The organism is Aeromonas sp. (genome assembly GCF_051657805.1).
In the GTDB taxonomy this organism is placed as follows: domain Bacteria; phylum Pseudomonadota; class Gammaproteobacteria; order Enterobacterales; family Aeromonadaceae; genus Aeromonas.
This window is the reverse complement of the sequence record NZ_JBOFLJ010000054.1, coordinates 1-18,442: the sequence shown is the minus strand read 5'-3', so window position 1 is coordinate 18,442 and position 18,442 is coordinate 1. Positions and strand designations below refer to the sequence as shown.

Annotated in this window: 22 protein-coding genes; 6 read left to right on the top strand and 16 right to left on the bottom strand. The window is 63.2% G+C overall.

Features of this window, described 5'->3' with window-relative positions; all coding sequences use genetic code 11:
• Positions 1–80: 80 nt before the first annotated feature.
• From ACRCYW_RS16045 to ACRCYW_RS16035, 3 genes are all read right to left on the bottom strand, one after another.
• A complete protein-coding gene (locus ACRCYW_RS16045; protein WP_438551045.1) occupies positions 81–1,430 on the bottom strand; it encodes a sensor histidine kinase in 1,350 nt (449 codons plus the stop codon).
• Positions 1,431–1,482: 52 nt separating this feature from the next.
• Positions 1,483–2,139 (bottom strand): response regulator transcription factor, encoded by a 657-nt coding sequence (locus ACRCYW_RS16040; RefSeq protein ID WP_438551044.1) that lies wholly within the window; start codon positions 2,137–2,139, stop codon positions 1,483–1,485.
• Positions 2,140–2,247: 108 nt separating this feature from the next.
• On the bottom strand, positions 2,248–2,580 hold the full coding sequence (locus tag ACRCYW_RS16035) for a PepSY domain-containing protein (protein WP_438551043.1): 333 nt from the start codon (positions 2,578–2,580) through the stop codon (positions 2,248–2,250).
• A 63-nt stretch (positions 2,581–2,643) separates the two neighbouring features.
• On the opposite strand from ACRCYW_RS16035, the gene ACRCYW_RS16030 reads away from it, so the two are divergent.
• Positions 2,644–2,895 carry a PepSY domain-containing protein gene (locus tag ACRCYW_RS16030; RefSeq protein WP_438551042.1) on the top strand — a complete coding sequence of 84 codons (252 nt, stop codon included), beginning with the start codon at positions 2,644–2,646 and terminating at the stop codon, positions 2,893–2,895.
• Positions 2,896–2,940: 45 nt separating this feature from the next.
• Here ACRCYW_RS16030 and msrQ read toward each other — a convergent pair whose 3' ends face one another.
• Both msrQ and msrP read right to left on the bottom strand, forming a co-directional pair.
• Positions 2,941–3,579 (bottom strand): protein-methionine-sulfoxide reductase heme-binding subunit MsrQ, encoded by a 639-nt coding sequence (gene msrQ / locus ACRCYW_RS16025; protein WP_438551041.1) that lies wholly within the window; start codon positions 3,577–3,579, stop codon positions 2,941–2,943.
• A 171-nt stretch (positions 3,580–3,750) separates the two neighbouring features.
• On the bottom strand, positions 3,751–4,758 hold the full coding sequence (gene msrP, locus ACRCYW_RS16020) for a protein-methionine-sulfoxide reductase catalytic subunit MsrP (RefSeq protein WP_438551040.1): 1,008 nt from the start codon (positions 4,756–4,758) through the stop codon (positions 3,751–3,753).
• A gap of 366 nt (positions 4,759–5,124) precedes the next feature.
• On the opposite strand from msrP, the gene ACRCYW_RS16015 reads away from it, so the two are divergent.
• Positions 5,125–5,607 carry a DUF1097 domain-containing protein gene (locus ACRCYW_RS16015; protein WP_438551039.1) on the top strand — a complete coding sequence of 161 codons (483 nt, stop codon included), beginning with the start codon at positions 5,125–5,127 and terminating at the stop codon, positions 5,605–5,607.
• An 84-nt stretch (positions 5,608–5,691) separates the two neighbouring features.
• Here ACRCYW_RS16015 and ACRCYW_RS16010 read toward each other — a convergent pair whose 3' ends face one another.
• The 4 genes from ACRCYW_RS16010 to ACRCYW_RS15995 all read right to left on the bottom strand — a co-directional run bounded on the left by ACRCYW_RS16010 (position 5,692) and on the right by ACRCYW_RS15995 (position 9,241).
• The gene (locus ACRCYW_RS16010) at positions 5,692–6,972 is read right to left on the bottom strand and encodes a sigma 54-interacting transcriptional regulator (protein ID WP_438551038.1); all 1,281 of its coding nucleotides are present in this window, start codon (positions 6,970–6,972) and stop codon (positions 5,692–5,694) included.
• Between the two features lie 55 nt (positions 6,973–7,027).
• The gene (locus ACRCYW_RS16005) at positions 7,028–7,537 is read right to left on the bottom strand and encodes a hypothetical protein (RefSeq protein ID WP_438551037.1); all 510 of its coding nucleotides are present in this window, start codon (positions 7,535–7,537) and stop codon (positions 7,028–7,030) included.
• A gap of 113 nt (positions 7,538–7,650) precedes the next feature.
• Complete coding sequence (locus ACRCYW_RS16000; protein WP_438551036.1) at positions 7,651–9,051, bottom strand: sensor histidine kinase; 1,401 nt, start codon at positions 9,049–9,051, stop codon at positions 7,651–7,653.
• Positions 9,052–9,148: 97 nt separating this feature from the next.
• Positions 9,149–9,241 carry a cytochrome bd-I oxidase subunit CydH gene (locus ACRCYW_RS15995; protein WP_438551035.1) on the bottom strand — a complete coding sequence of 31 codons (93 nt, stop codon included), beginning with the start codon at positions 9,239–9,241 and terminating at the stop codon, positions 9,149–9,151.
• Positions 9,242–9,367: 126 nt separating this feature from the next.
• On the opposite strand from ACRCYW_RS15995, the gene ACRCYW_RS15990 reads away from it, so the two are divergent.
• Complete coding sequence (locus ACRCYW_RS15990) at positions 9,368–9,910, top strand: 2-amino-4-hydroxy-6-hydroxymethyldihydropteridine diphosphokinase (RefSeq protein WP_438551034.1); 543 nt, start codon at positions 9,368–9,370, stop codon at positions 9,908–9,910.
• A gap of 39 nt (positions 9,911–9,949) precedes the next feature.
• Here ACRCYW_RS15990 and ACRCYW_RS15985 read toward each other — a convergent pair whose 3' ends face one another.
• Entirely contained in the window at positions 9,950–10,654 is a 705-nt protein-coding gene (locus ACRCYW_RS15985; RefSeq protein ID WP_438551033.1) for an SDR family oxidoreductase, read from the bottom strand.
• Between the two features lie 148 nt (positions 10,655–10,802).
• Between ACRCYW_RS15985 and ACRCYW_RS15980 the strand changes: the two genes are divergently transcribed.
• Positions 10,803–11,207, top strand: a complete 405-nt coding sequence (locus ACRCYW_RS15980; protein ID WP_438551032.1) for a CBS domain-containing protein — start codon at positions 10,803–10,805, stop codon at positions 11,205–11,207.
• On the opposite strand, the gene ACRCYW_RS15975 is transcribed toward ACRCYW_RS15980, so the two are convergent.
• Positions 11,204–11,740, bottom strand: a complete 537-nt coding sequence (locus ACRCYW_RS15975) for a DUF2301 domain-containing membrane protein (protein ID WP_438551031.1) — start codon at positions 11,738–11,740, stop codon at positions 11,204–11,206. The two genes, ACRCYW_RS15980 and ACRCYW_RS15975, sit on opposite strands and share 4 nt — an antisense overlap.
• Positions 11,741–11,822: 82 nt before the next feature.
• Between ACRCYW_RS15975 and ACRCYW_RS15970 the strand changes: the two genes are divergently transcribed.
• Positions 11,823–12,587 (top strand): substrate-binding periplasmic protein, encoded by a 765-nt coding sequence (locus ACRCYW_RS15970; protein WP_438551030.1) that lies wholly within the window; start codon positions 11,823–11,825, stop codon positions 12,585–12,587.
• A 317-nt stretch (positions 12,588–12,904) separates the two neighbouring features.
• Here ACRCYW_RS15970 and asnC read toward each other — a convergent pair whose 3' ends face one another.
• The gene (asnC, locus tag ACRCYW_RS15965) at positions 12,905–13,366 is read right to left on the bottom strand and encodes a transcriptional regulator AsnC (RefSeq protein WP_042870194.1); all 462 of its coding nucleotides are present in this window, start codon (positions 13,364–13,366) and stop codon (positions 12,905–12,907) included.
• Between the two features lie 153 nt (positions 13,367–13,519).
• Here asnC and asnA point away from each other — a divergent pair, with 153 nt between their 5' ends.
• Positions 13,520–14,518 (top strand): aspartate--ammonia ligase, encoded by a 999-nt coding sequence (asnA, locus tag ACRCYW_RS15960; protein WP_438551029.1) that lies wholly within the window; start codon positions 13,520–13,522, stop codon positions 14,516–14,518.
• 295 nt (positions 14,519–14,813) lie between these two features.
• On the opposite strand, the gene ACRCYW_RS15955 is transcribed toward asnA, so the two are convergent.
• The 4 genes from ACRCYW_RS15955 to ACRCYW_RS15940 form a co-directional block, all read right to left on the bottom strand.
• Positions 14,814–15,728 (bottom strand): c-type cytochrome, encoded by a 915-nt coding sequence (locus ACRCYW_RS15955; RefSeq protein ID WP_438551028.1) that lies wholly within the window; start codon positions 15,726–15,728, stop codon positions 14,814–14,816.
• A complete protein-coding gene (locus tag ACRCYW_RS15950) occupies positions 15,725–16,348 on the bottom strand; it encodes a c-type cytochrome (RefSeq protein ID WP_438551027.1) in 624 nt (207 codons plus the stop codon). The genes ACRCYW_RS15955 and ACRCYW_RS15950 overlap by 4 nt, the downstream gene beginning before the upstream one ends.
• 201 nt (positions 16,349–16,549) lie before the next feature.
• A complete protein-coding gene (locus ACRCYW_RS15945) occupies positions 16,550–17,371 on the bottom strand; it encodes an MBL fold metallo-hydrolase (RefSeq protein ID WP_438551026.1) in 822 nt (273 codons plus the stop codon).
• A gap of 59 nt (positions 17,372–17,430) precedes the next feature.
• Positions 17,431–18,442, bottom strand: a 1,012-nt coding sequence (locus ACRCYW_RS15940) for an AAA family ATPase (protein ID WP_438551025.1), incomplete at its 5' end; no start/stop codon positions are given.

Below are 18,442 nucleotides of genomic sequence, written 5' to 3'. Positions count from 1 at the left end.
CCCGCCCCTTGCCACTTTGGCTCAAGGGAGAGCGCCCCAAATCCAGCCATCCCAGCAGAATGGCCGGCCGATCTTGGCAACTAGCCATCGACCCGCGCCACCTTGGGCAACGACAGGGAGGCGGCCAATCCCCCCAGCTCGGCCCGCCCCATGATGAGGCTACCGCGATAGGCCTCCGCCAGATCGGAGACTATGTTGAGACCGAGGCCGGAGCCAGGCACCTTCTCGTCGAGGCGCACCCCGCGCAGCACCGCCTTGGCGATCTGATCCTCGCTCATGCCGGGGCCGTCATCCTCGATGCGCAGGGTGATCCAGCCCCCCAGCTCGGCGCTGGAGATGCGCAGCCGACCGGCGGACCACTTGAAGGCGTTCTCCAGCAGGTTGCCCACCATCTCGTCGAAGTCCTGCTCCTCCACCCCCACCGCCAGGTTGGCGGGCACCTGCAGATCCACCTCCTTGCCCGGATAGAGGCGGGAGAAGGCGCGGCAGATGTACTCCACCCGGGCCCGCACCGGGGTCGAGACCCCCAGGATCTTGGCGGCGCCTGTCACCCGCGCCTTGCCGAGGTGGTAGTCGATGTGGCGCTGGATCTTGTCGAGCTGTTCGCCGATGGCGGCCTGATCCTCGGGAGGCAGCTGGGCCACCTGATTGCGCATGATGCTGAGGGGCGTCTTGAGGGCATGAGCCAGGTTGCCGGTGTGGGAGCGGGCCCGTTGCAGCAACTCGCCGTAGTGGTGCAGCAGCCGGTTGATGTCCTCCACCAGGGGCTGGATCTCCAGCGGATAGCGCAGCCGGAACCCCTCCTGATGGCCCTGATGCACCCGGCCCAGCTCGCGGCGCAGCAGGTGCAGCGGGCGCAGGCCGTAGACGATCTGGAACATGAAGCCCAGCACCAGACCGGCGGCGGCGAAGCCGAGGCCGAGGAAGAGGCTGATGCGGGTCTTCTTCAGGGTCTGGGTCAGCACAGTGCTGTCTTTCGCCATCACCAGGGTGAACACCCGATCCGACCCCGGCAGCAAGACGGTGCGGGTCATGATCAGCAGGGGTTCCCGGTTCGGCCCCCTGCCGACGAAGAGATCCGGATCGCCGAAGGCGGACTTCAGGCCGTGGGCGCTGAGGTGGGTATCCCAGAGGGAGCGGGAGCGGCCTATCACCTCTCCCCCCAGCTCCAGCTGCCAGTAGTAGCCCGAATAGGGCTGACGGTAGCGGGGATCCGCCATGGGTTCGGTCACCACGGGCAGGCCGTTGTGCTGGATCTCGAGGCGGGAGAGCAGATCGTAGAGCTGCAGCCTCAGGCCGTCGGCCTCCGCCTCCTGCCAGTAGTTGCGCATCATGGTCTGCAGGCTGAAGCCGGTGGCGAACAGGAAGAGGCCGCACCAGACCAGGGCGATGGCCACCAGCCGGCCGCGCAGGGTACGAACCAGTCTCATGGCGCCACCCCGTTATGCTCGGCGCCGATGCAAGCGCCGCCAGTCAGGGGGATCATTCGTTGATCCTGTACCCTAGCCCGCGCACCGTCTCGATCAGATCGGCGTGGGTCTTCTTGCGGATCCGGCCGATGAATACCTCGACGGTGTTGGAGTCCCGGTCGAAATCCTGAGCATAGATGTGGTCGATGAGCTCGCTGCGGGACACCACCTTGCCCCTGTGCTGCATCAGGTAACCCAGCACCCGGAATTCGTGGGCGGTGAGCTTGATGGGGGTGCCTTCGTACCAGACCTGAGAGGCGGCCATGTCGAGGCGCACCCCGCCGATCTCGAGGATGGAGCTGGCATTGCCGGCGGCGCGACGGACCAGGGCATGGACCCGGGCCACCAGCTCGGCGACCTGGAACGGCTTGGTGAGGTAGTCATCGGCCCCGGCGTTGAGCCCTTCTATCTTCTCGTGCAACTGGCCGCGGGCGGTCAGCACCAGCACAGGGGTGTCTATCCCCTTGCTGCGCCACTCCTTGAGCACGCTCAGGCCATCCCGCCCCGGCAGGCCGAGATCCAGGATGATGGCGTCATAGGGTTCGGTCTCACCGAGGAAGCCCGCCTCGTTGCCATCGTGGCAGAGGTCGGTCACGAAACCCGACAGGCGCAGTTGTTCGGCCAGCTGGCCCGCCAGGATCTTCTCATCTTCAACAATCAGAATGCGCATGAATCTTAGTCCAAGGTGTTGTTGCCAACGGCAAGAGGGGCTCTGCCCTCCCGTCGGCGTGGATCCGGGACAGCGCCCGGTACGGGCGGATAGGGGGAGTCAGCAGACTCACTCTTCTACCGGCGAGGAGCGGGGCTCGAACAGGCGCTCAAGATGGTGTCCTTTGAGCCACACCATCTCCAGATTATCGGCGCGATAACCCACCTTGATCACGCTGTTTTCGTCGTCGATCAGCTTGAGCTCATAGAGCCAGACCCCATCTTCCTCGCCGAGATCGACCCGCAGCACCCGCACCGGCAGCCGGGAGGCTACCTCCATCAACTCATGAAAGGGCCGGATCTTCCCCTCGCCGACCGCCTGCTGCAGCAAGGCCTCGTTCGGCATGGCCGCCTGGACCAGGGCCGGCAGCAACAGTCCCAACAGGGGCAGGGCTCTATTCATGGGTGATTCATCTCATAAAACCTAACATAATGGCGTTTATAGTGTGCCAGCCATGAATCCGGAATGAATATGATCCCACGCAGTATCCTGCTGATCCTTTGTCTCTTTTCCTCATTTGGCTGGGCGGCGTTGACCCGTCTGGACATGCCGGCCCTGGTCAAGCTGCTGCTGGCTCAAGGGTATCACGACATTCGGGAAATTGAGCTGGAAGGAGACAGATTCGAGGTCAGCACCCTGGATGCCAGGGAGCAGATGGTGCAACTGAGCGTCGATGCCTACAGCGGCGAGATCACCCAGAAAAAAGAGGCCGACTAGGCCTCTTTTTCGTTGGGGATGAAGGCGGACAAGGCCCCTACAGACTCAAGCCTCTTTCAACCCGGCCCGCCTCTGCTGACGCTGGCGCCAGGGTCGCAGCAATTTATCGCGCCTGGGCACCAGCAGGGCACAGGCTACCAGCAGATAAACCAGTGGCTCCTGCCAACCACTCTTGACCGACCACCAGTAGTGGATGGGTACCAGCAGGGCCAGGGCATAGATCCAGTTGTGCAGACGCTGCCAGCTCGGCCCCATGGCCCGCAACAGGGCCGGGATGGAGGTGATGCTCAGCGCCAGCAGCAACAGCAGGGCGATGGCCCCCACCACTATGTAACTGCGTTTCACCAGCTCGCCGCCTATCAGTCTCCAGTCAAACTGCAGATCCAGCCCCAACCAGACCATGAAGTGCAAACTGGCCCAGGCCGCGCACCAGAGCCCGAGGGGACGGCGCAACTTGATGAGCTGCCCCTGCCGCCAGCGCTTGGCGAGGGGTGACACCAGCAGGGTCAGCAGCAGCAGGTGCAGGGCTCCCTTACCGAGGTAGTGGGTCAGCCCCTGCACCGGATCCCCTCCCAGCAGGCCTGCCGGCACGGCGTAGCCCAGCCAGAGCAGGAAGCCGAGTGACCCCAGATGCACCAGGGCCCGCAACCAGGCGATATGTCGGGTGGTCAGTCTCAATGTCATGAGTTCGATTCCCTCTTTAGTCCACTTTAAGAACCTGCTCACGATCTGTCGCGAGAGGTCGGAAGCAAGGTGAAGAGCAGCGCAGGAACCGGAGTGTGTAAATACACATGAGGGTTCCGAGCAGCACATGAGCCTTGATCACGGCCTCGCAGTAAGAGCGTGCACAGGTTCTCAGTACCATTTACGCAGATCCATGCCCTGATAGAGGGAGGCCACCTCGTCCCCGTAGCCGTTGAACATCAGGGTCGGCTGACGCTTGGCCCCGAAGATGCCCCCCTCGCCGATGAAACGCTCGCTGGCCTGGCTCCAGCGCGGGTGGTCCACCTGCGGATTGACGTTGGCGTAGAAGCCGTATTCGTTCGGCGCCAGCAGATTCCAAGTGGTGGGGGGCATCTCCTCCACCAGTCGGATGGAGACGATGCTCTTGATGCTCTTGAAGCCGTACTTCCAGGGCACCACCAACCGGATGGGGGCGCCGTTCTGGGCGGGCAGCGTCTTGCCGTAGAGCCCCATCGCCAGGAAGGAGAGCGGGTGCATCGCCTCATCCATGCGCAACCCCTCCACATAGGGATAATCGATACCGCCCCCCAGGCCACGCGAGGCCTGCCCCGGCAACTGCTCGGGATCGTAGAGGGTCTCGAATGCCACGAACTTGGCACGACTGGTGGGTTCGGCACGGCGGATGATCTCCGCCAGCGAGATGCCGCTCCATGGCAGCACCATGGACCAGGCCTCCACGCAGCGCAGCCGGTAGATCCGCTCCTCCAGAGTCGTGGTGTTGATGAGATCCCACACATCCAGGGTGAAGGGCTTGGCCACCTCCCCTTCCACCTTCAGGGTCCAGGGCTCCGGCTTGAGATAGTGGGCGTTGCGGGCCGGATCCCCCTTGTCGGTGCCGAGCTCATAGAAGTTGTTGTGGGTGGTCGCCTTCTCCAGCGGGGTGAGGATCATCCCCTCCGGTCGGGTCGCGGCCTTGTAGTTGAGAGCCTTGGTGGCGGGGCCCGGTACGGGTTTCTCGGTGGAGAAGAGATCCAGCAGGCTGGCCTTGGCCGGGAAAGCCAGGGTCGCGGCGGCGCCCAATCCCAGTCCCTTGAGGATGAGACGACGATCCTGATAGACGGATTCCGGGGTGACATCCCGCTCGGTGGGGTGATGGGGGGTAGAACGCTTGATCAACATGAAGAAACTCCCGGGGCTATGAGGCGACATGGATCAAGACCGGCCCCGGCGAGGTTTTATTTCACGGCTTACATCATCTGGTAGACCGGCAGGGCCTTGGCCATGGTACCGACCAGGAACAGCAGGATGAAGACCAGCAGGGGAACGATCACATTTGGCGCCATCAGACTCACTCCAGGAGCAGGACAGGGCCTCTAACTATGGTGCAGCGCTCAAAAAGCCACCATGAATTTTTTTCGCGAGCGCAAGCGTATTCCCGAGTTGAAAAGAGTGACCGAGATCACACACAATCCCGCCCCTGCTTGCCGCCCCCCTTGCGAGGGGTAGGCTGCCTGCTTTTCCAGATCCATCACTGAGAATCATGACATGAGCCCACTGATCGCCATCGCCATCACGACCGGAATCCTCTCCGCCGTCTGGGGTGGATTGGCCGCGGCCCTCGGCCTCATCTCCTGGGTCGGCTTCCTCGGCTGCACCAGCTATTTCGCCTCGAGCGGCGGCTACAAGGCGCTGCTGCAGACCCTGCTGTGCAACGCCACCGGCATGCTGTGGGCCCTGTTGCTGATCCATGGGGAGAGCTGGTGGGGCGCCGGCATGGCGGGCTATCTGATGACGGGGGTGGTCGCGACCCTGATGTGCGTGCAGGCAAAGCAGCAGTGGCTCGCCTACATTCCCGGCACCTTCGCCGGTTGCTGCGCCACCTTCGGCGCGGCCGGGGAGTGGCGACTGATCCTGCCATCCCTCGTGATTGGTGCCTTGTTCGGCTACCTGATGAAGGCGAGCGGCCTCTGGCTCTCCCATAAAACCCTGAAGGCTCAAGCCACGACCAATGCGACCGACCCCGCCTGAGCCTGCAAGACGCTGATTAGCAAAACGCCCTGACCACCAAGGTGGTCAGGGCGTTTTCATTTACCCCTCGTTGATCCCTTGGGATCAGCCCTTCAGCTTGAAGTTCGCCGCCTCTATGCTGTGGCGATTCAGCAACTTGTAAAAATCGGTGCGATTGCGGCCCGCCATGTTGGCCGCCAGGGTCACGTTGCCTTCCGTGGTGCGCAGCAAGCGGATCAGGTATTCCTTCTCGAACTCGGCGCGGGCCTCGTTGAAGGAGGGGATGCCACCGCCGCCACCGCTCAGGGCCGACTCCACCATGGCGGCACCGATCACCGGGCTGCAGCAGAGGCTGGCGAGCTGTTCCACCACCCCGTACAGCTGGCGCACATTGCCGGGCCAGGCCGCCGCCGCCAGCAGGGCCAGCGCCTCCGGCGAGAAGCCGAGGGCGGCGCAGCTGTCGTTGCGGCTGCGGTAATCGTCCAGCGCCTGACGCGCCAGCAGGGGAATGTCCTCGCTGCGGGCGCTCAGGGGGGGCAGGGTAATGTTGGCGACGTTGAGGCGGTAGAAGAGATCCTCCCGAAAACGCCCCTCCTCCATGGCCGTGACCAGATCCTGATGGCTGGAGCTGATGACCCTCACCTCCGGGGTGCCCTGGCCATATTCCGCCAGCACCTGCAGCAACTTGGCCTGCAGGGACTCCGACAGGTTGCCTATCTCGTCGAGGAAGAGGGTAGCCCCCTTGGCCTGGGCGAACAGGCCGGACTGTCCATCCTCCCCGAACAGCTGCAGATCCAGGGCGGCCCAGGGCAGGGCGGCGCAGTTGATGGCGTGCAGCGGCTTGTCGTGCCGGCTGCTGGCCTGATGCAGGGCCTGGGTCATCACACCCTTACCCGAGCCGGAAGGCCCCAGGATCAGCACGGGCACCTCCATGGCGGCTATGCTGCTCGCCTGGATCAGCAACTGCTCCATCTGCGGGTTGCGGGTCTGAATGAGGGACTGCCACTCCTGCTGCTGCTTGGGACGCGTGAGGCTGAGGGCATGCTCTATGGTGACCAGCAGCTCATCCTTGTCGATGGGCTTGGTGAGGAAGCTGAACACCCCTGAGCGGGTCGCCTGGATGGCGTCGGGAATGGTGCCATGGGCGGTCATGATGATGACCGGCATGCCGAGCCACTGGGACTGGATCCGCTCGAACAGCGCCAACCCGTCCATGCCCCCCATGCGCAGGTCGCTCAGCACCAGGTCTGCCCGTTGCTGGCGTAGCCTGTCCAGCGCACCCTCGGCGCTGTCGGCGGTATCCACCTCGTAGCCCTGGCTGCGCAGGCGCATGCTCATCAGCTTGAGCAGGCTGGCGTCGTCGTCCACCAGCAGAATGCGGCTCATGCCATTCCCCCTTTCGCCCCGATTGGGGCGCTCATGCCCTCCCCAGACCGTCTCGTCATGGCTGGGTCCCACCATTGAGCTTACGCCGATTCAGCTGCTCGTCGATGGCCGTGAGCTGTTCGATCTGGCGGCGCAGACGCTGCACCTCCTGACTCTGATCATCGCGGCGGCTGTCCCGGGCCAGCAACTCCTCGCCGAGGGCTATCCAGCTGCGCAGGAAGGCCTGGGCATCCAGCCCGAGCTCGGGCAGCAGCGCCTTGAGCTGATCCAGCCCGGCCCGGCGACTCGCCACCGACTCGGACGGATGGGTGTTGACCATGGCCAGGCTGACCCGGCTCTCGAGGTCGCTGGCGCCTTTGAGCCGCTGGCGCTCCTGCACCCGCTGCTGGGGATGGCTGGCCAGCAGCCAGTCAGAGTACTGCAGGCGGACCTGCATCTCCTTGTTGGCAAATTCCCTGCGCTTGGCGACGGCTTCATCGGAGGGCATCGTCAGGCTGCCCGATGGAAACATGGAACAGCCAGGCAGCAGGCTCATCATCAATATGGGAACAACAAATCGTTTCATTGTGGACTTCACTTCAGATCCAAGCGGGAGACAGGCAGAGGCCTGTCTGGCGTCAATCAATCTCATCTTCATCACCCTGTCACCGGATATCCTGAATAGCGCCGGTTCGGGTATCACTTCAGCGTCAACCGGAAGCAGACATCCGCCTGCTCATCGTCGACCAGTTTCAGCTCCCCTCCCAGGCTCATCGCCGACTCGCGGGCGATGGAGAGGCCCATCCCGGAGCCCTTCAACAGGCCCTGGCGTACCGTGCTGCCCTGCTCGAACGGCTCGAAGATCCGCTCACGCTCCGCAGGGGGGATGGCGGGCCCTTCGTTGGCCACTTCCAGCCAGCTGCCGCCGGCCTCCATACCGGCCCGGATCCAGATCTGCCCCCCCTTGGCGCCGTAGCTGACGGCGTTGGAAAACAGGTTGTCCAGGATGAGCCGCAGGCGATAGGGTTCTGCCTGCAGACTGAGCGGTTCGGACGGCAAGTGTACACTGATTTCCTTGGATTCCAGCGCCAGCCGGTACTCTGCGGACAATTCTGACAACAAGGGACCCAAAGGTACCGCAGTGAAGCTGAACACCTCCTGCTGGCTGAGGCGATTGAAGTCCAGCAGCCGTTCGATCAGGGTCTGCAGACGGCGGCTGTTCTCCTCCAGCATCTGGCAGATCTCCTGCTGATCCGGATTGAGGGGGCCCACCAGCTGCTCCGACAGCAGATCCGCCCCCTCTCGCAACACGGCCAGCGGGGTCTTCAACTCGTGGGAGACGTGGCGCAGGAACTGATACTTCTGTTGTTCCAGCTCCTTGAGCTTCTCGTGCAGCCAGCCGATCCGCTCCCCCAGCAGCACCAGCTCGGCGGGCCCGTCCACCGAGCGCTTGTCCGGCTCCACACCGGCGCCCAGGCTCAGGATCCGCGACTCAATCTGACGTACTGGGTGGATGATGAGGTAGGTGAACAGCAGCGCCAGCAGCAGGCTGAGCACGGCCACGAAGCCACTGGCCCACCAGATCTCGGTTCTCAGATCGGCGATGGCGGTGCGCATGCGCACCACCTGCTCATCGACCCGGCCGCTGGTGATCTCCTCCAGCTGGTCGTTGAGCCGGTTGAACTCCTCAAACCGGGGGCTGGCGGTCTCATTCCTGGCCTTGCGCAGATCCTGCAGGCTGTCCAGCCAGCTCAGGGAGGACTCGAGGCCCTCATAGGCGGTCGCGTCAGGAATGGACTGCTGATGGGTGGCGAGCAGGGCCCGGTAGCTCGCCAGCTGCTGCTGATAGCTGCCGAGGATGCGCTCGTCCCCCAGGATCGCGTAACGGCGCAGGGTGCGTTCCAGATCGACCGCCTGGGCGCCGAGCAGGGTCGCCCGCCGGGTATCGCGCACCGCCCGCTCCAGCTCATCGCTGGTCAGCTGGCTCAGGTGGGAGAGCGCCTGACTGTCGTGCCAGATCATGCCTCCCAGGGGCATCAAGACCAGCACGAAGCCCATCAACACCACCTGAAGAAGAGAACGCGGCCGTACCTTGGTCATCTCGAACTGTCTCGCTTTTTCATGGGTGGGTCAGCATATCCGCACTCCCCCAAAAAGCAAAACCGGCCAAGGGGCCGGTTCGTCTCGATCGGAGCGCTTATGCCAGCCCGACGGATAACACACAGATGACGAGGATCAGGGCCAGGGCCCCGGAGGCGGTCAACAACGCCCATTTCATCTCAACACTCATATGGACCTCCTTTCTGCCAATAAGAGTTGGATCACAACAGATAAAACCATGTTAATTCATAGTGAACACGATAACCGTGAGCTGCGTATATATTTCAAACGAGCCTATCCCAAGGAAGCGGACAGCATGTTCTATCTGTGTAGCATTGGATCGAATCTGGAGCCGGCCCAGCACGTCGGTCAGGCCGTGGCCGAGTTGCTTGCCCGCTTCGGTCATCTGCGGCTGAGTTCGGTGATTCAGACCAAGCCGGTGGGCATGCACTCGCGCCACGACTTTCTCAACTGCCTGTTCGTCATCGAGAGCGAGCTCTCCCAGCCCCAGCTGAAGGCGGAGTTCGTCCTCATGGAGCTGGCCCACGGCCGGGATCGCAGCAATCCTCTGTGCAAGGTGACGGACAGACCCCTGGATATCGACATCCTGGCCCAGGGGCTGGGGGACGACTTCGCGGGGGCCGGGGTGGATACCTACCTGGGGGAACTGCTCGCCGAGTTCTATGGCCTGGGTCAGGTGCACGAGCGCAAGGTGGTGCTGCGGCTGCCGACCAGCAAGGTCTTCACGGCCCCCCTGCTCGGACAGGGCCCCGTCGAGCTGTGGCAACCACTGGAGGAGGGCAAGATCCCGGCCCAGCCCCAGACAGCCTCCCCCCATCCGGACGGCCCCCGTCACTGAGGCCGTCGTCTCCCCCGGCCAGTGGCCGGGGTTGCTCACCTAGATGACCGCCAGGGCGCGGCCGCCATCCACCCGGATGCTGGCCCCCGTCATGTAGTCGTTGGTCATCAGGAGCTGCACCGCCTGCCATATGGGTGCCAGCCCCCCCTCCCGCGCCAGTGGCGTCCTGGCCAGCACCTGCTGGCGCCAGGTATCCCCGTGTTCATCGAGAAACAGTATGGGACCGGGCTCTATGGTGTTGACCCGCACCCCGGGCGCCAACTCGCGGGCAAAGCTCATGGCCAGCGAATGAGCCCCCGCCTTGGTGGCCACATAGGCGGCAAACTGGGGGGCCGGTGCGTGAATGTAGATGTCGGTGATGTGGATGATGCTGGCGTTGCCCTGGCGCGCCAGCTGGGGTGCCAGCGCCCGGTTCAGTGCGAAGGGCGCCGCCATATGCACCCGGTAGAAGCGCTCGAACTGCTCGCGCTGCGCCGCCGCGTCTGAAGCCTCGGGCTCGAAGGCCGAGGCGTTGTGGATGATGAGCCCGAGATCCTCGTGAGCGGCCAGGGCGTCGATCAGCCGCTCCACCTCCCCCTCGCCGGCAAAATCTGCCTGCACCAGCTCCACCCCGAGGGCGCGCAGGTGCGCCAGCTCGGGCCGCTCGCTGCGATAGCTGCCTGTCACCTGCCAACCCGATGCCACCAGCCGCTCGCACAGGTAGAAACCCAGTCGGCGGCCACAGCCCGTCACCAATGCACGCATAACCTCTCCTTGTCTGATAGCGCCAGCCTGAGCACCCGGCTGGCCACACCTCGCGCCCAACACCTATCAATGGGCGAGGCATAACCCATTGGCCCGTCCCCCATCCCGGCGGGCATAGTGACTCCATTGAAACGCACGGAGACCCATCATGCTACAAGTTCGCGATCATATGCAGCGCCTCACCCATTTCCTCAGCCCGGAACTCAGCCTCGCCGAGGCACTGGACCGGCTGCACAGCGCCGGCCTGAGCGGCCTGCCGGTGCTAAACGCCCAGCGCCAGCTCGTCGGCTTCCTGTCCGAGCAGGACTGCATCCCCAGCCTGCTCAGCGGCAGCTACTACTGCGATACCCGCACCAAGGTAGAGGATCTGATGAGCCACACGCCCCTCTCGGTCGACCCGGACGACAGCATCCTGGATCTGGCCCGCCAGATGACGGGGGCCAGACCCAAGATCTATCCTGTGCTGCAACAGGGCAAGGTGACGGGCCTCATCAGTCGCCGGCAGGTGATGGCCGCCCTCAACCAGCAGATGAAGCAGTGCCAGGCCGCCTAGAGCTGGTAGCGGCTCCAATCCCCGATATCAAAGTGCAGCGGCATGCGCCACTTGGCCAGACTGAGCAGGGCAAGCAAGGCCCCGCTCACCAGGGCCACCAGCGCCGCCCCCCATCCCAGCCTGAGCCCCTCCAGCAGCCACAGCAGGGGGAGCAGCAACGGCACCAGCCGGATGCCCGGGATGGCGAAACAGAACTGCTCCTTGTACGCCAGCCCGCTCAGGGTGGCCAGCGCCGCCCCCAGCACCAGGGCATCCGGCACCCCGGCGGCGGCCAGCATCAGGCCGCCCCAGGCAAATCCCTGCAGCAGGAAACGCACTCGCTTGTCATAGATATGCAGGCAGAAGCCGCACAGGCCGCTCCCCACCACCAGCGCCGTCAACCAGGACCGGTGCGATAAAATATCCTGCCCAATCAACAGGCTGACCCCTCGACACAGCAACAGCAAAGCTGCCAGACTGAGGCCAAGGCGATAGAGACAGACCGAAACTCTGTCGATGCCGTCCAGCTCGCTTTCTATTTCAGGATTCGCCATCCGCGGTCGCCTCTGTGACATAGATGCTGGCTACTATACCCAAATGATCGTGCACCTGCCCCGCGCACTCAGGAGATATGATTTGCGAGCCTTGCTGCTGCTCTGTCTGCTGTTGCCCTGCTGGCTGTCTGCCAAGACGCTGGTCATCGGCGGCACCATAGAACCGCCCCTGAAGTGGCTGGATGCCGATGGCCGACCTCAGGGGCTGGATGTGGATCTGATCAGCACCATCTTCGAGACGCTCAGGGTACCGATCAAGATAGATCTGACCGAATCGGGCGCCCGCCTCACCCGCAACGCCCAGGGCGGCGACTACGACCTGGTGCTGACCCACTCCTACAAGCCGGAGCGGGAGTCCTACCTCATCTATCCGAAGCAGGCTCACCTGCTGCACAGCTGGCACTTCTTCGTGCGCAAGGGCGACAAGGAGAAGATCCACTACGACCAGCTCGCCGACCTCAAACCCTGGCGCATCGGCATCACCAGGGATTTCGCCTATACCCCGGAGCTGATGGCCGCCAGCCAGGATCCGGCCTACCATTTCCAGGAGATCCCCATCAACTCCCTGCAACTGCGCAAGCTGATCGCCGGGCGCATCGACCTGGTGCCCATGCCCCTGGTCACCGCCTTTGCCCAGATCAAGGAGGAGCATCTGGAGGGCCAGCTCGATTACCTGCCCAAGCCCCTGCGCACCAGCCCCTACTTCAACGCCTGGACCCGCGCCCGCGCCGATGCCGATACCCCGGCCCTGATGGCCGCCTACGATACCGAGTTGCTGCACATGAAGCAGGATGGCCGTCTCAAGGCCCTCTACATCAAGTACGGCATCCCCTATGTCGCCCCCTGACAAGGGTTATCGGGGCTGGATCCCTTGGCGACCGCCCCTGTGTGGCAGTCAAAACCTCTACATTTGAATCAAAAACATCGCATTCAGTCTTTAAATGGCTAACTTCACAGCTGTCTGAGCGGTCTGCTTGGCAACGCAAGCAAGGGGTCGAAGGCGTGATCGGCTCTAGCCCGCTCAACTCAGTGCCACTCACATGGCTCACCTGGTTAATGGGCCACCGCCGGCCAGACCTAGCCCCGGTAGAAGCGGAGCGGGCAAAGCACACGGCCCTTATGCCAAGGAGAGACTTCCCGCCCCTGACGTAAAAGCCATTCCCATCAGGGTTTTACATCCCGCAGGATCGGGTTCTGCAAGGAGATCAGGGTCTCGGTGGACTGGATCTCATCTATGGTCTGGATCTTGTGGATAAGCACGGTCTGCAGCTCGTCGATGGAGCGGGTCATCACCTTCATGAAGATGCTGTAGTGACCCGTGGTGTAGTAGGCCTCCACCACCTCGTCCAGCGCCTGCAGCTTGGCCAGGGCCGAGGGGTAATCTTTCGCGCTCTTGAGGTTGATGCCGATAAAGCAGCAGACGTCGTAGCCCAGCTTCTTGGCATTCACCTGCACCCGGGTGCCCTCTATGATCCCCGCCTGCTTCATCTTCTCCACCCGCACATGGATGGTGCCCGGGCTGACCGCCAGTTGTTTTGCAAGCTCCGCATAAGGGATGCGCGCATTGTCCATCAGGGCGGTGAGGATGGCCTGATCGAGATTATCGATCCGATAATTTTCCGGCACTTTTTTGCACTCCCGTTGACGATATTTCAGTAACTCAGCGGTTATTTTGAAGAAAAAAACACGTAAAGCCTATTTCTATTATCGAATATTGAATTTAGTGCGCCATCTGTTGAAGAATCGCTACATCCAACGGGTTCAAGACAGGTATTTCCCATGAAACAGCACTACATTCGCAGCCAACAGCAGATCAGCTTCGTCAAAGAGATGTTCTCCCGCCAACTCGCCCAGCAGCTTGGCCTGATGGAGGTGCAAGCCCCCATCCTGAGCCGGGTCGGTGACGGCACTCAGGACAACCTCTCCGGCTGCGAGCATGCAGTGCAGGTCAAGGTGAAGACACTGCCGGAGCACAGCTACGAGGTGGTGCATTCCCTGGCCAAGTGGAAGCGCCAGACCCTGGGTCGCTTCGGCTTCGGCCCCGGCGAGGGCATCTACACCCACATGAAGGCGCTGCGCCCGGACGAAGACCGCCTCACCCCCATCCACTCCGTCTACGTGGATCAGTGGGACTGGGAGAAGGTGATGCCGAGCGAGCGCCGGGATCTGGCCTATCTGCAGGAGACGGTGCGCGGCATCTGGACCGCCATCAAGGCCACAGAGCGCGCGGTCTGCGCCGAGCACGAGCTGACCCCCTTCCTGCCGAGCGAGATCCAGTTCCTGCACAGTGAAGAGCTGCTGAGCCGCTACCCGGATTTGGACGCCAAGGGCCGCGAGCGCGCCATCGCCAAGGAGCTGGGGGCTGTGTTCCTCATCGGCATCGGCGGCGCCCTGTCTCACGGCGAGCGTCATGACGTACGTGCCCCGGACTACGACGACTGGAGCAGCGAGAGCGATCTCGGCCAGGGTCTTGCCGGTCTGAACGGTGACATCCTGGTGTGGAACCCTGTGCTGGAAGACAGCTTCGAGATCTCCTCCATGGGGATCCGGGTTGACGCCGAGGCCCTGCGCCGCCAGCTCGCCACCACGGGGGACGAGGATCGCCTTCAATATGACTGGCACCAGGCTCTGCTGGCGGGCGAGATGCCCCAGACAATCGGTGGCGGCATCGGCCAATCCCGCCTCGCCATGTTGCTGCTGCAAAAAGAGCACATCGGTCAGGTACAGGTCGGCGTCTGGCCGGCCGAAATGAAGGCTGCCGTGCCGGGCATGCTGTAACGAATTGATTTGATTGCATCTGTCCTCCTATCGCGGCAAAACGGTGCGGGACGAATGCGATAGCGAAGCTGGTCAGCCGGGGTGGAGAGCGTATCCCGGCTGGCTGTAAGGCAGGCAGGGTCGCTGACCATGCCTGCCGACCCCGGGGCTTGCCCCTGCGATCCGCTCAACCCACCTCAGATCGCATCGAATACATTCCTCTCGGCAATCTTCGGATTGCCGCTTTTTTATCCTCCCCACGCTATGTTGGCCAAGAAAAAAGGGGCCTGAGCCCCCGTTTTCATCACCACTTTCGTCAGTACGCCTTGCTGCCCAGCAGGTGGCCATCCACCGGCGAGGCCAGCCCGTACTGGGAATACTTGCCGTGATACTCCCTGGTGGTCTGGCCGAGCTCCCCCTTGAACCTGGGATCCTGCGGCCGCTCCTGGCTGTTGATGTAGAAGGAGACGTCCCAGGCCTGCTGATCGCTGAGGCTCCCTCCCTGGGAGAGCGGCATGTTGCTCTTGATGAAGGCTGCGGCCTTGTCGATGCCGTGCATGCCCGCCCCCCAGTTGTAGCTCTCCTTGCCCCAGAGCGGCGGGAACACATGTCGCCCGGCGACTTTCTTGCCCTCGCCGCTGGCGCCATGACAATCGGCGCAGCGCTCTACGTAGACGGCCTGGCCGCGCTTGAAGTCGGGGGCCTTGGGGGGCTCGGCCACCGCGAAGAAGTTGCGGCCCGGCAGCTTGTCGCTGATGGCCGCCCCGCTCGCCAGCCAGTAGGAGTAGGCCACCAGATCGCGAATGGCCTGGCTGTCATAGGCCGGCGGCTCGCCCCCCTTGGCGTTCATGGAGAACAGGAAGCAGCCCTGCAACCTGTCCTCATAGGTGTTCACCTTGTTGTTCTTCTTGCGATAGGCGGGGTAGGCGGGATAGGCCCCCCACAGCGGGCTGGCACCGGCAATGATGCCGCTGCCCAGGTGGCAGTTGCTGCATTGCAGCGCATTGTTCGGCTGGCCCTGCCCCTTGAGCTGCTGGGTGTTGACGAACAGGCTGTAGCCACGTTTGATGGCAGCCCCCATCTCGCCGTCCGGCACCTTAGACCAGTCGGGTACCTGATGATACTGGCCATCAGGCGCCTTCTCGCCGAGGGGCACGCTGAACTGATCGTCGAAGGATTCGGCCTGAGCCAGGCCCGCCAGCAGGCAGGTCAACAGATAGAGAGCCTTCATTTCGCCACCCCCAACGCCGCAAAGTAGTTGGCCACCGCATCCACCTCGGCATCGCTCAGGGCCTTGGCGATGGCAGGCATGGAGCCCATAGCGCCATCCGGGCGCTTGTTCGCCTTCCAGTAGTGCAGCTGACGCTTGAGGTAGGCGGGATCCTGACCGGCGAGGCGCGGGAACAGCGGGCTCACCCCGACACCGCTCGGCCCATGGCAGGCGACGCAGGCGGGCAGGTTGCGATCCGGCTTGCCGGCCAGGGCCAGTCGCTCACCGGCTTCCATGTCACCCGGCCACTTGTCGCCGCTCCAGTGCAGCGGGACCGTCTTGGCCTCGGCCTGGCTGGCGAAGTGCTTGGCGGCGCGGGCAATCTGCTCGTCGCTGAGCTGATAGATGATGGGGTTCATGAAGTCGCTGACCCGCTTGCCACTGCGAAAGGCGCGCAGTTGTTCGCTGAGATAGGCTTCGGACTGCCCCCACAGGTTGGGAATATTCGGCTCCTTGGGGACGCCGTTCATGCTGTGACAGGTGGCGCAGATCTCGGGTACGTCCTGGACGGCTTGCGCCGCCAGTACCCACTGAGGGCTCAGACTGACCCAGAGCAGGAGGAGTGAGCAGGGTAGTTTCATCGGCGGCGGATCCCTCTTCTAAAAATAACAATATAGTCATTAGTGGTTTACAGAATAGCATCCTTGTCCGGCGAAACAGCCCCCTTCGAGGCCTTTTTTGAGCGGGAAATACAAAAACGCCAGCCCGAGGGCAGGCGATCCGCACGGAGCAGTGTGCCGAGCACTCACCCCATTACGCGAAGTACCGACGCGATAAGTCGCTCAACCGAATTGATATTCAAACCCCGCCCCTATGTGGGTTTGCCGCGGCAGCCCTTTCTTCCGGTCACCGGTACAGTGGCAGGCAAAGAGCTGACCTACCCCTTCTTGCTCCAGATACATACCCAGCGCCCTGGCACGCCCCGCCCCCGAGAACTTCAGATGCAGGCCGCCGATGATGGCGTGCACCCGCTCATCACCGCAGACCTCCCTGGCCCGCTGAACGATATTCTCGACCCCGGCATGGCCGCAGCCGATAAAGATGATCAGTCCCTGCTCACCCTTGTAGGCCATGGCGGAATCATCGCTGATGAGATCCTTCTCCACCCGCCCGCCGCGCACTATGTAGCCGAGCAGGGAGGGCTTGGCCCGATCCCGCCTCAGAATGGACCCCAGAAACACCAGGCGCTCGGACAGCCAGACCGGCTCGGCCGAGCACTGGGGGATCAGCCCCCTCGCAGCCAGGGCTGAGGGTTCAAGCCCCCCAGAGAGGCGATAGAGGTTAAATCGCCGAAACGGCAGCGGCAGGAAATAGCCCCGTTCATGAAACACGTCAGGGCAGGCGATCAGGGGAATGGGCTCGGCATAGGGCGGCAGCGCGCCGACGCCGCCCACGTGATCGTAATGGCCGTGGGACAGCACCACATGGGAGAGGGAGCCGAGATCCACACCCATCGCCTCGGCATTGGGGCGCAAGGCCTGCCCTCTGCCGCTATCAAACAACACCCTCAGGCCATCGCACTCCAGCAGCAGGGCCAGCCCTCTCTCGGGAACACAAGCAGGGTGATGCACTTCGTCATCCACCAGCACAGAAAACTTGATCATCTCAACTCCCTGAAAATAAAAACGCAGGCACCAGGCCTGCGTTTTCATCGATAACACCCTTATGGCTGGCTCATGGTGAGACCGTGGCCGTCGGCACCCAGCAGCAACTTCTTGCCGGGGATGACCCGACCGCTGAGCAGGGCCTGGGCCAGCGGGTTCTCGACCTTCTGCTGGATCGCCCGCTTGAGGGGACGCGCCCCGTAGACGGGATCGAAACCGGCATGCACCAGCTTGGTCAGCAGCTCCTCGCTCACCTCCACCTCGAAGCCCTGGGACTCCAGACGGCCCATCAGGCTCTTGAGCTGGATGCGGGCGATGGACTTGATGTGATCCTCGCCGAGGGGGTGGAACACCACAGTCTCGTCGATCCGGTTGATGAACTCCGGACGGAAGCTGCGGGTCAGCACCTCCATCAGCATGCCCTTCATCTCGTCGTAATCCTTCTCGGAGTGATGCTCCTGGATAAGATCCGAGCCGAGGTTGGAGGTCATGATGACCACGGTGTTGCGGAAGTCCACGGTGCGGCCCTGACCATCGGTCAGGCGACCGTCGTCCAGCACCTGCAACAGGATGTTGAACACGTCCGGGTGGGCTTTTTCCACCTCGTCCAGCAGGATCACCGAGTAGGGGCGACGGCGCACCGCCTCGGTCAGATAACCGCCCTCCTCGTAACCCACGTATCCCGGAGGCGCCCCCACCAGCCGGGCTACGCTGTGCTTCTCCATGAACTCGGACATGTCGATGCGCACCATGGCTTCCTGGGTATCGAACAGGAACTCGGCCAGTGCCTTGCACAGCTCTGTCTTGCCCACCCCGGTCGGCCCGAGGAACAGGAAGGAGCCGATGGGGCGGTTCGGATCCGACAGCCCGGCGCGAGAGCGGCGAATCGCGTTGGAGACGGCGTCCACCGCCTCTTCCTGGCCGATCACCCGGCTGTGCAGCTGATCCTCCATCCGCAGCAGCTTGTCCCGCTCCCCTTCCAGCATCCGCTGGACCGGGCTCCCGGTCCCGCGCGCCACGACGTCTGCGATCGCCCCGGCGGTGACCCGGGTGCGCCGCAGACTGGTCTCC

Excerpts from the sequence above, each read along its gene's own strand:
- asnA (WP_438551029.1), top strand. The coding sequence starts at position 13,520 with ATGAAACAGCACTACATTCGCAGCCAACAGCAGATCAGCTTCGTCAAA.
- ACRCYW_RS16040 (WP_438551044.1), bottom strand. The coding sequence starts at position 2,139 with ATGCGCATTCTGATTGTTGAAGATGAGAAGATCCTGGCGGGCCAGCTG.
- ACRCYW_RS16030 (WP_438551042.1), top strand. The coding sequence starts at position 2,644 with ATGAATATGATCCCACGCAGTATCCTGCTGATCCTTTGTCTCTTTTCC.
- msrQ (WP_438551041.1), bottom strand. The coding sequence starts at position 3,579 with ATGACATTGAGACTGACCACCCGACATATCGCCTGGTTGCGGGCCCTG.
- ACRCYW_RS16010 (WP_438551038.1), bottom strand. The coding sequence starts at position 6,972 with ATGAGCCGCATTCTGCTGGTGGACGACGACGCCAGCCTGCTCAAGCTG.
- ACRCYW_RS16045 (WP_438551045.1), bottom strand. The coding sequence starts at position 1,430 with ATGAGACTGGTTCGTACCCTGCGCGGCCGGCTGGTGGCCATCGCCCTG.
- ACRCYW_RS16005 (WP_438551037.1), bottom strand. The coding sequence starts at position 7,537 with ATGAAACGATTTGTTGTTCCCATATTGATGATGAGCCTGCTGCCTGGC.
- ACRCYW_RS16015 (WP_438551039.1), top strand. The coding sequence starts at position 5,125 with ATGAGCCCACTGATCGCCATCGCCATCACGACCGGAATCCTCTCCGCC.
- ACRCYW_RS15985 (WP_438551033.1), bottom strand. The coding sequence starts at position 10,654 with ATGCGTGCATTGGTGACGGGCTGTGGCCGCCGACTGGGTTTCTACCTG.
- ACRCYW_RS15990 (WP_438551034.1), top strand. The coding sequence starts at position 9,368 with ATGTTCTATCTGTGTAGCATTGGATCGAATCTGGAGCCGGCCCAGCAC.
- ACRCYW_RS16000 (WP_438551036.1), bottom strand. The coding sequence starts at position 9,051 with ATGACCAAGGTACGGCCGCGTTCTCTTCTTCAGGTGGTGTTGATGGGC.
- ACRCYW_RS15980 (WP_438551032.1), top strand. The coding sequence starts at position 10,803 with ATGCTACAAGTTCGCGATCATATGCAGCGCCTCACCCATTTCCTCAGC.
- ACRCYW_RS15975 (WP_438551031.1), bottom strand. The coding sequence starts at position 11,740 with ATGGCGAATCCTGAAATAGAAAGCGAGCTGGACGGCATCGACAGAGTT.
- ACRCYW_RS15950 (WP_438551027.1), bottom strand. The coding sequence starts at position 16,348 with ATGAAACTACCCTGCTCACTCCTCCTGCTCTGGGTCAGTCTGAGCCCT.
- ACRCYW_RS15995 (WP_438551035.1), bottom strand. The coding sequence starts at position 9,241 with ATGAGTGTTGAGATGAAATGGGCGTTGTTGACCGCCTCCGGGGCCCTG.
- msrP (WP_438551040.1), bottom strand. The coding sequence starts at position 4,758 with ATGTTGATCAAGCGTTCTACCCCCCATCACCCCACCGAGCGGGATGTC.
- ACRCYW_RS16035 (WP_438551043.1), bottom strand. The coding sequence starts at position 2,580 with ATGAATAGAGCCCTGCCCCTGTTGGGACTGTTGCTGCCGGCCCTGGTC.
- ACRCYW_RS15955 (WP_438551028.1), bottom strand. The coding sequence starts at position 15,728 with ATGAAGGCTCTCTATCTGTTGACCTGCCTGCTGGCGGGCCTGGCTCAG.
- ACRCYW_RS15945 (WP_438551026.1), bottom strand. The coding sequence starts at position 17,371 with ATGATCAAGTTTTCTGTGCTGGTGGATGACGAAGTGCATCACCCTGCT.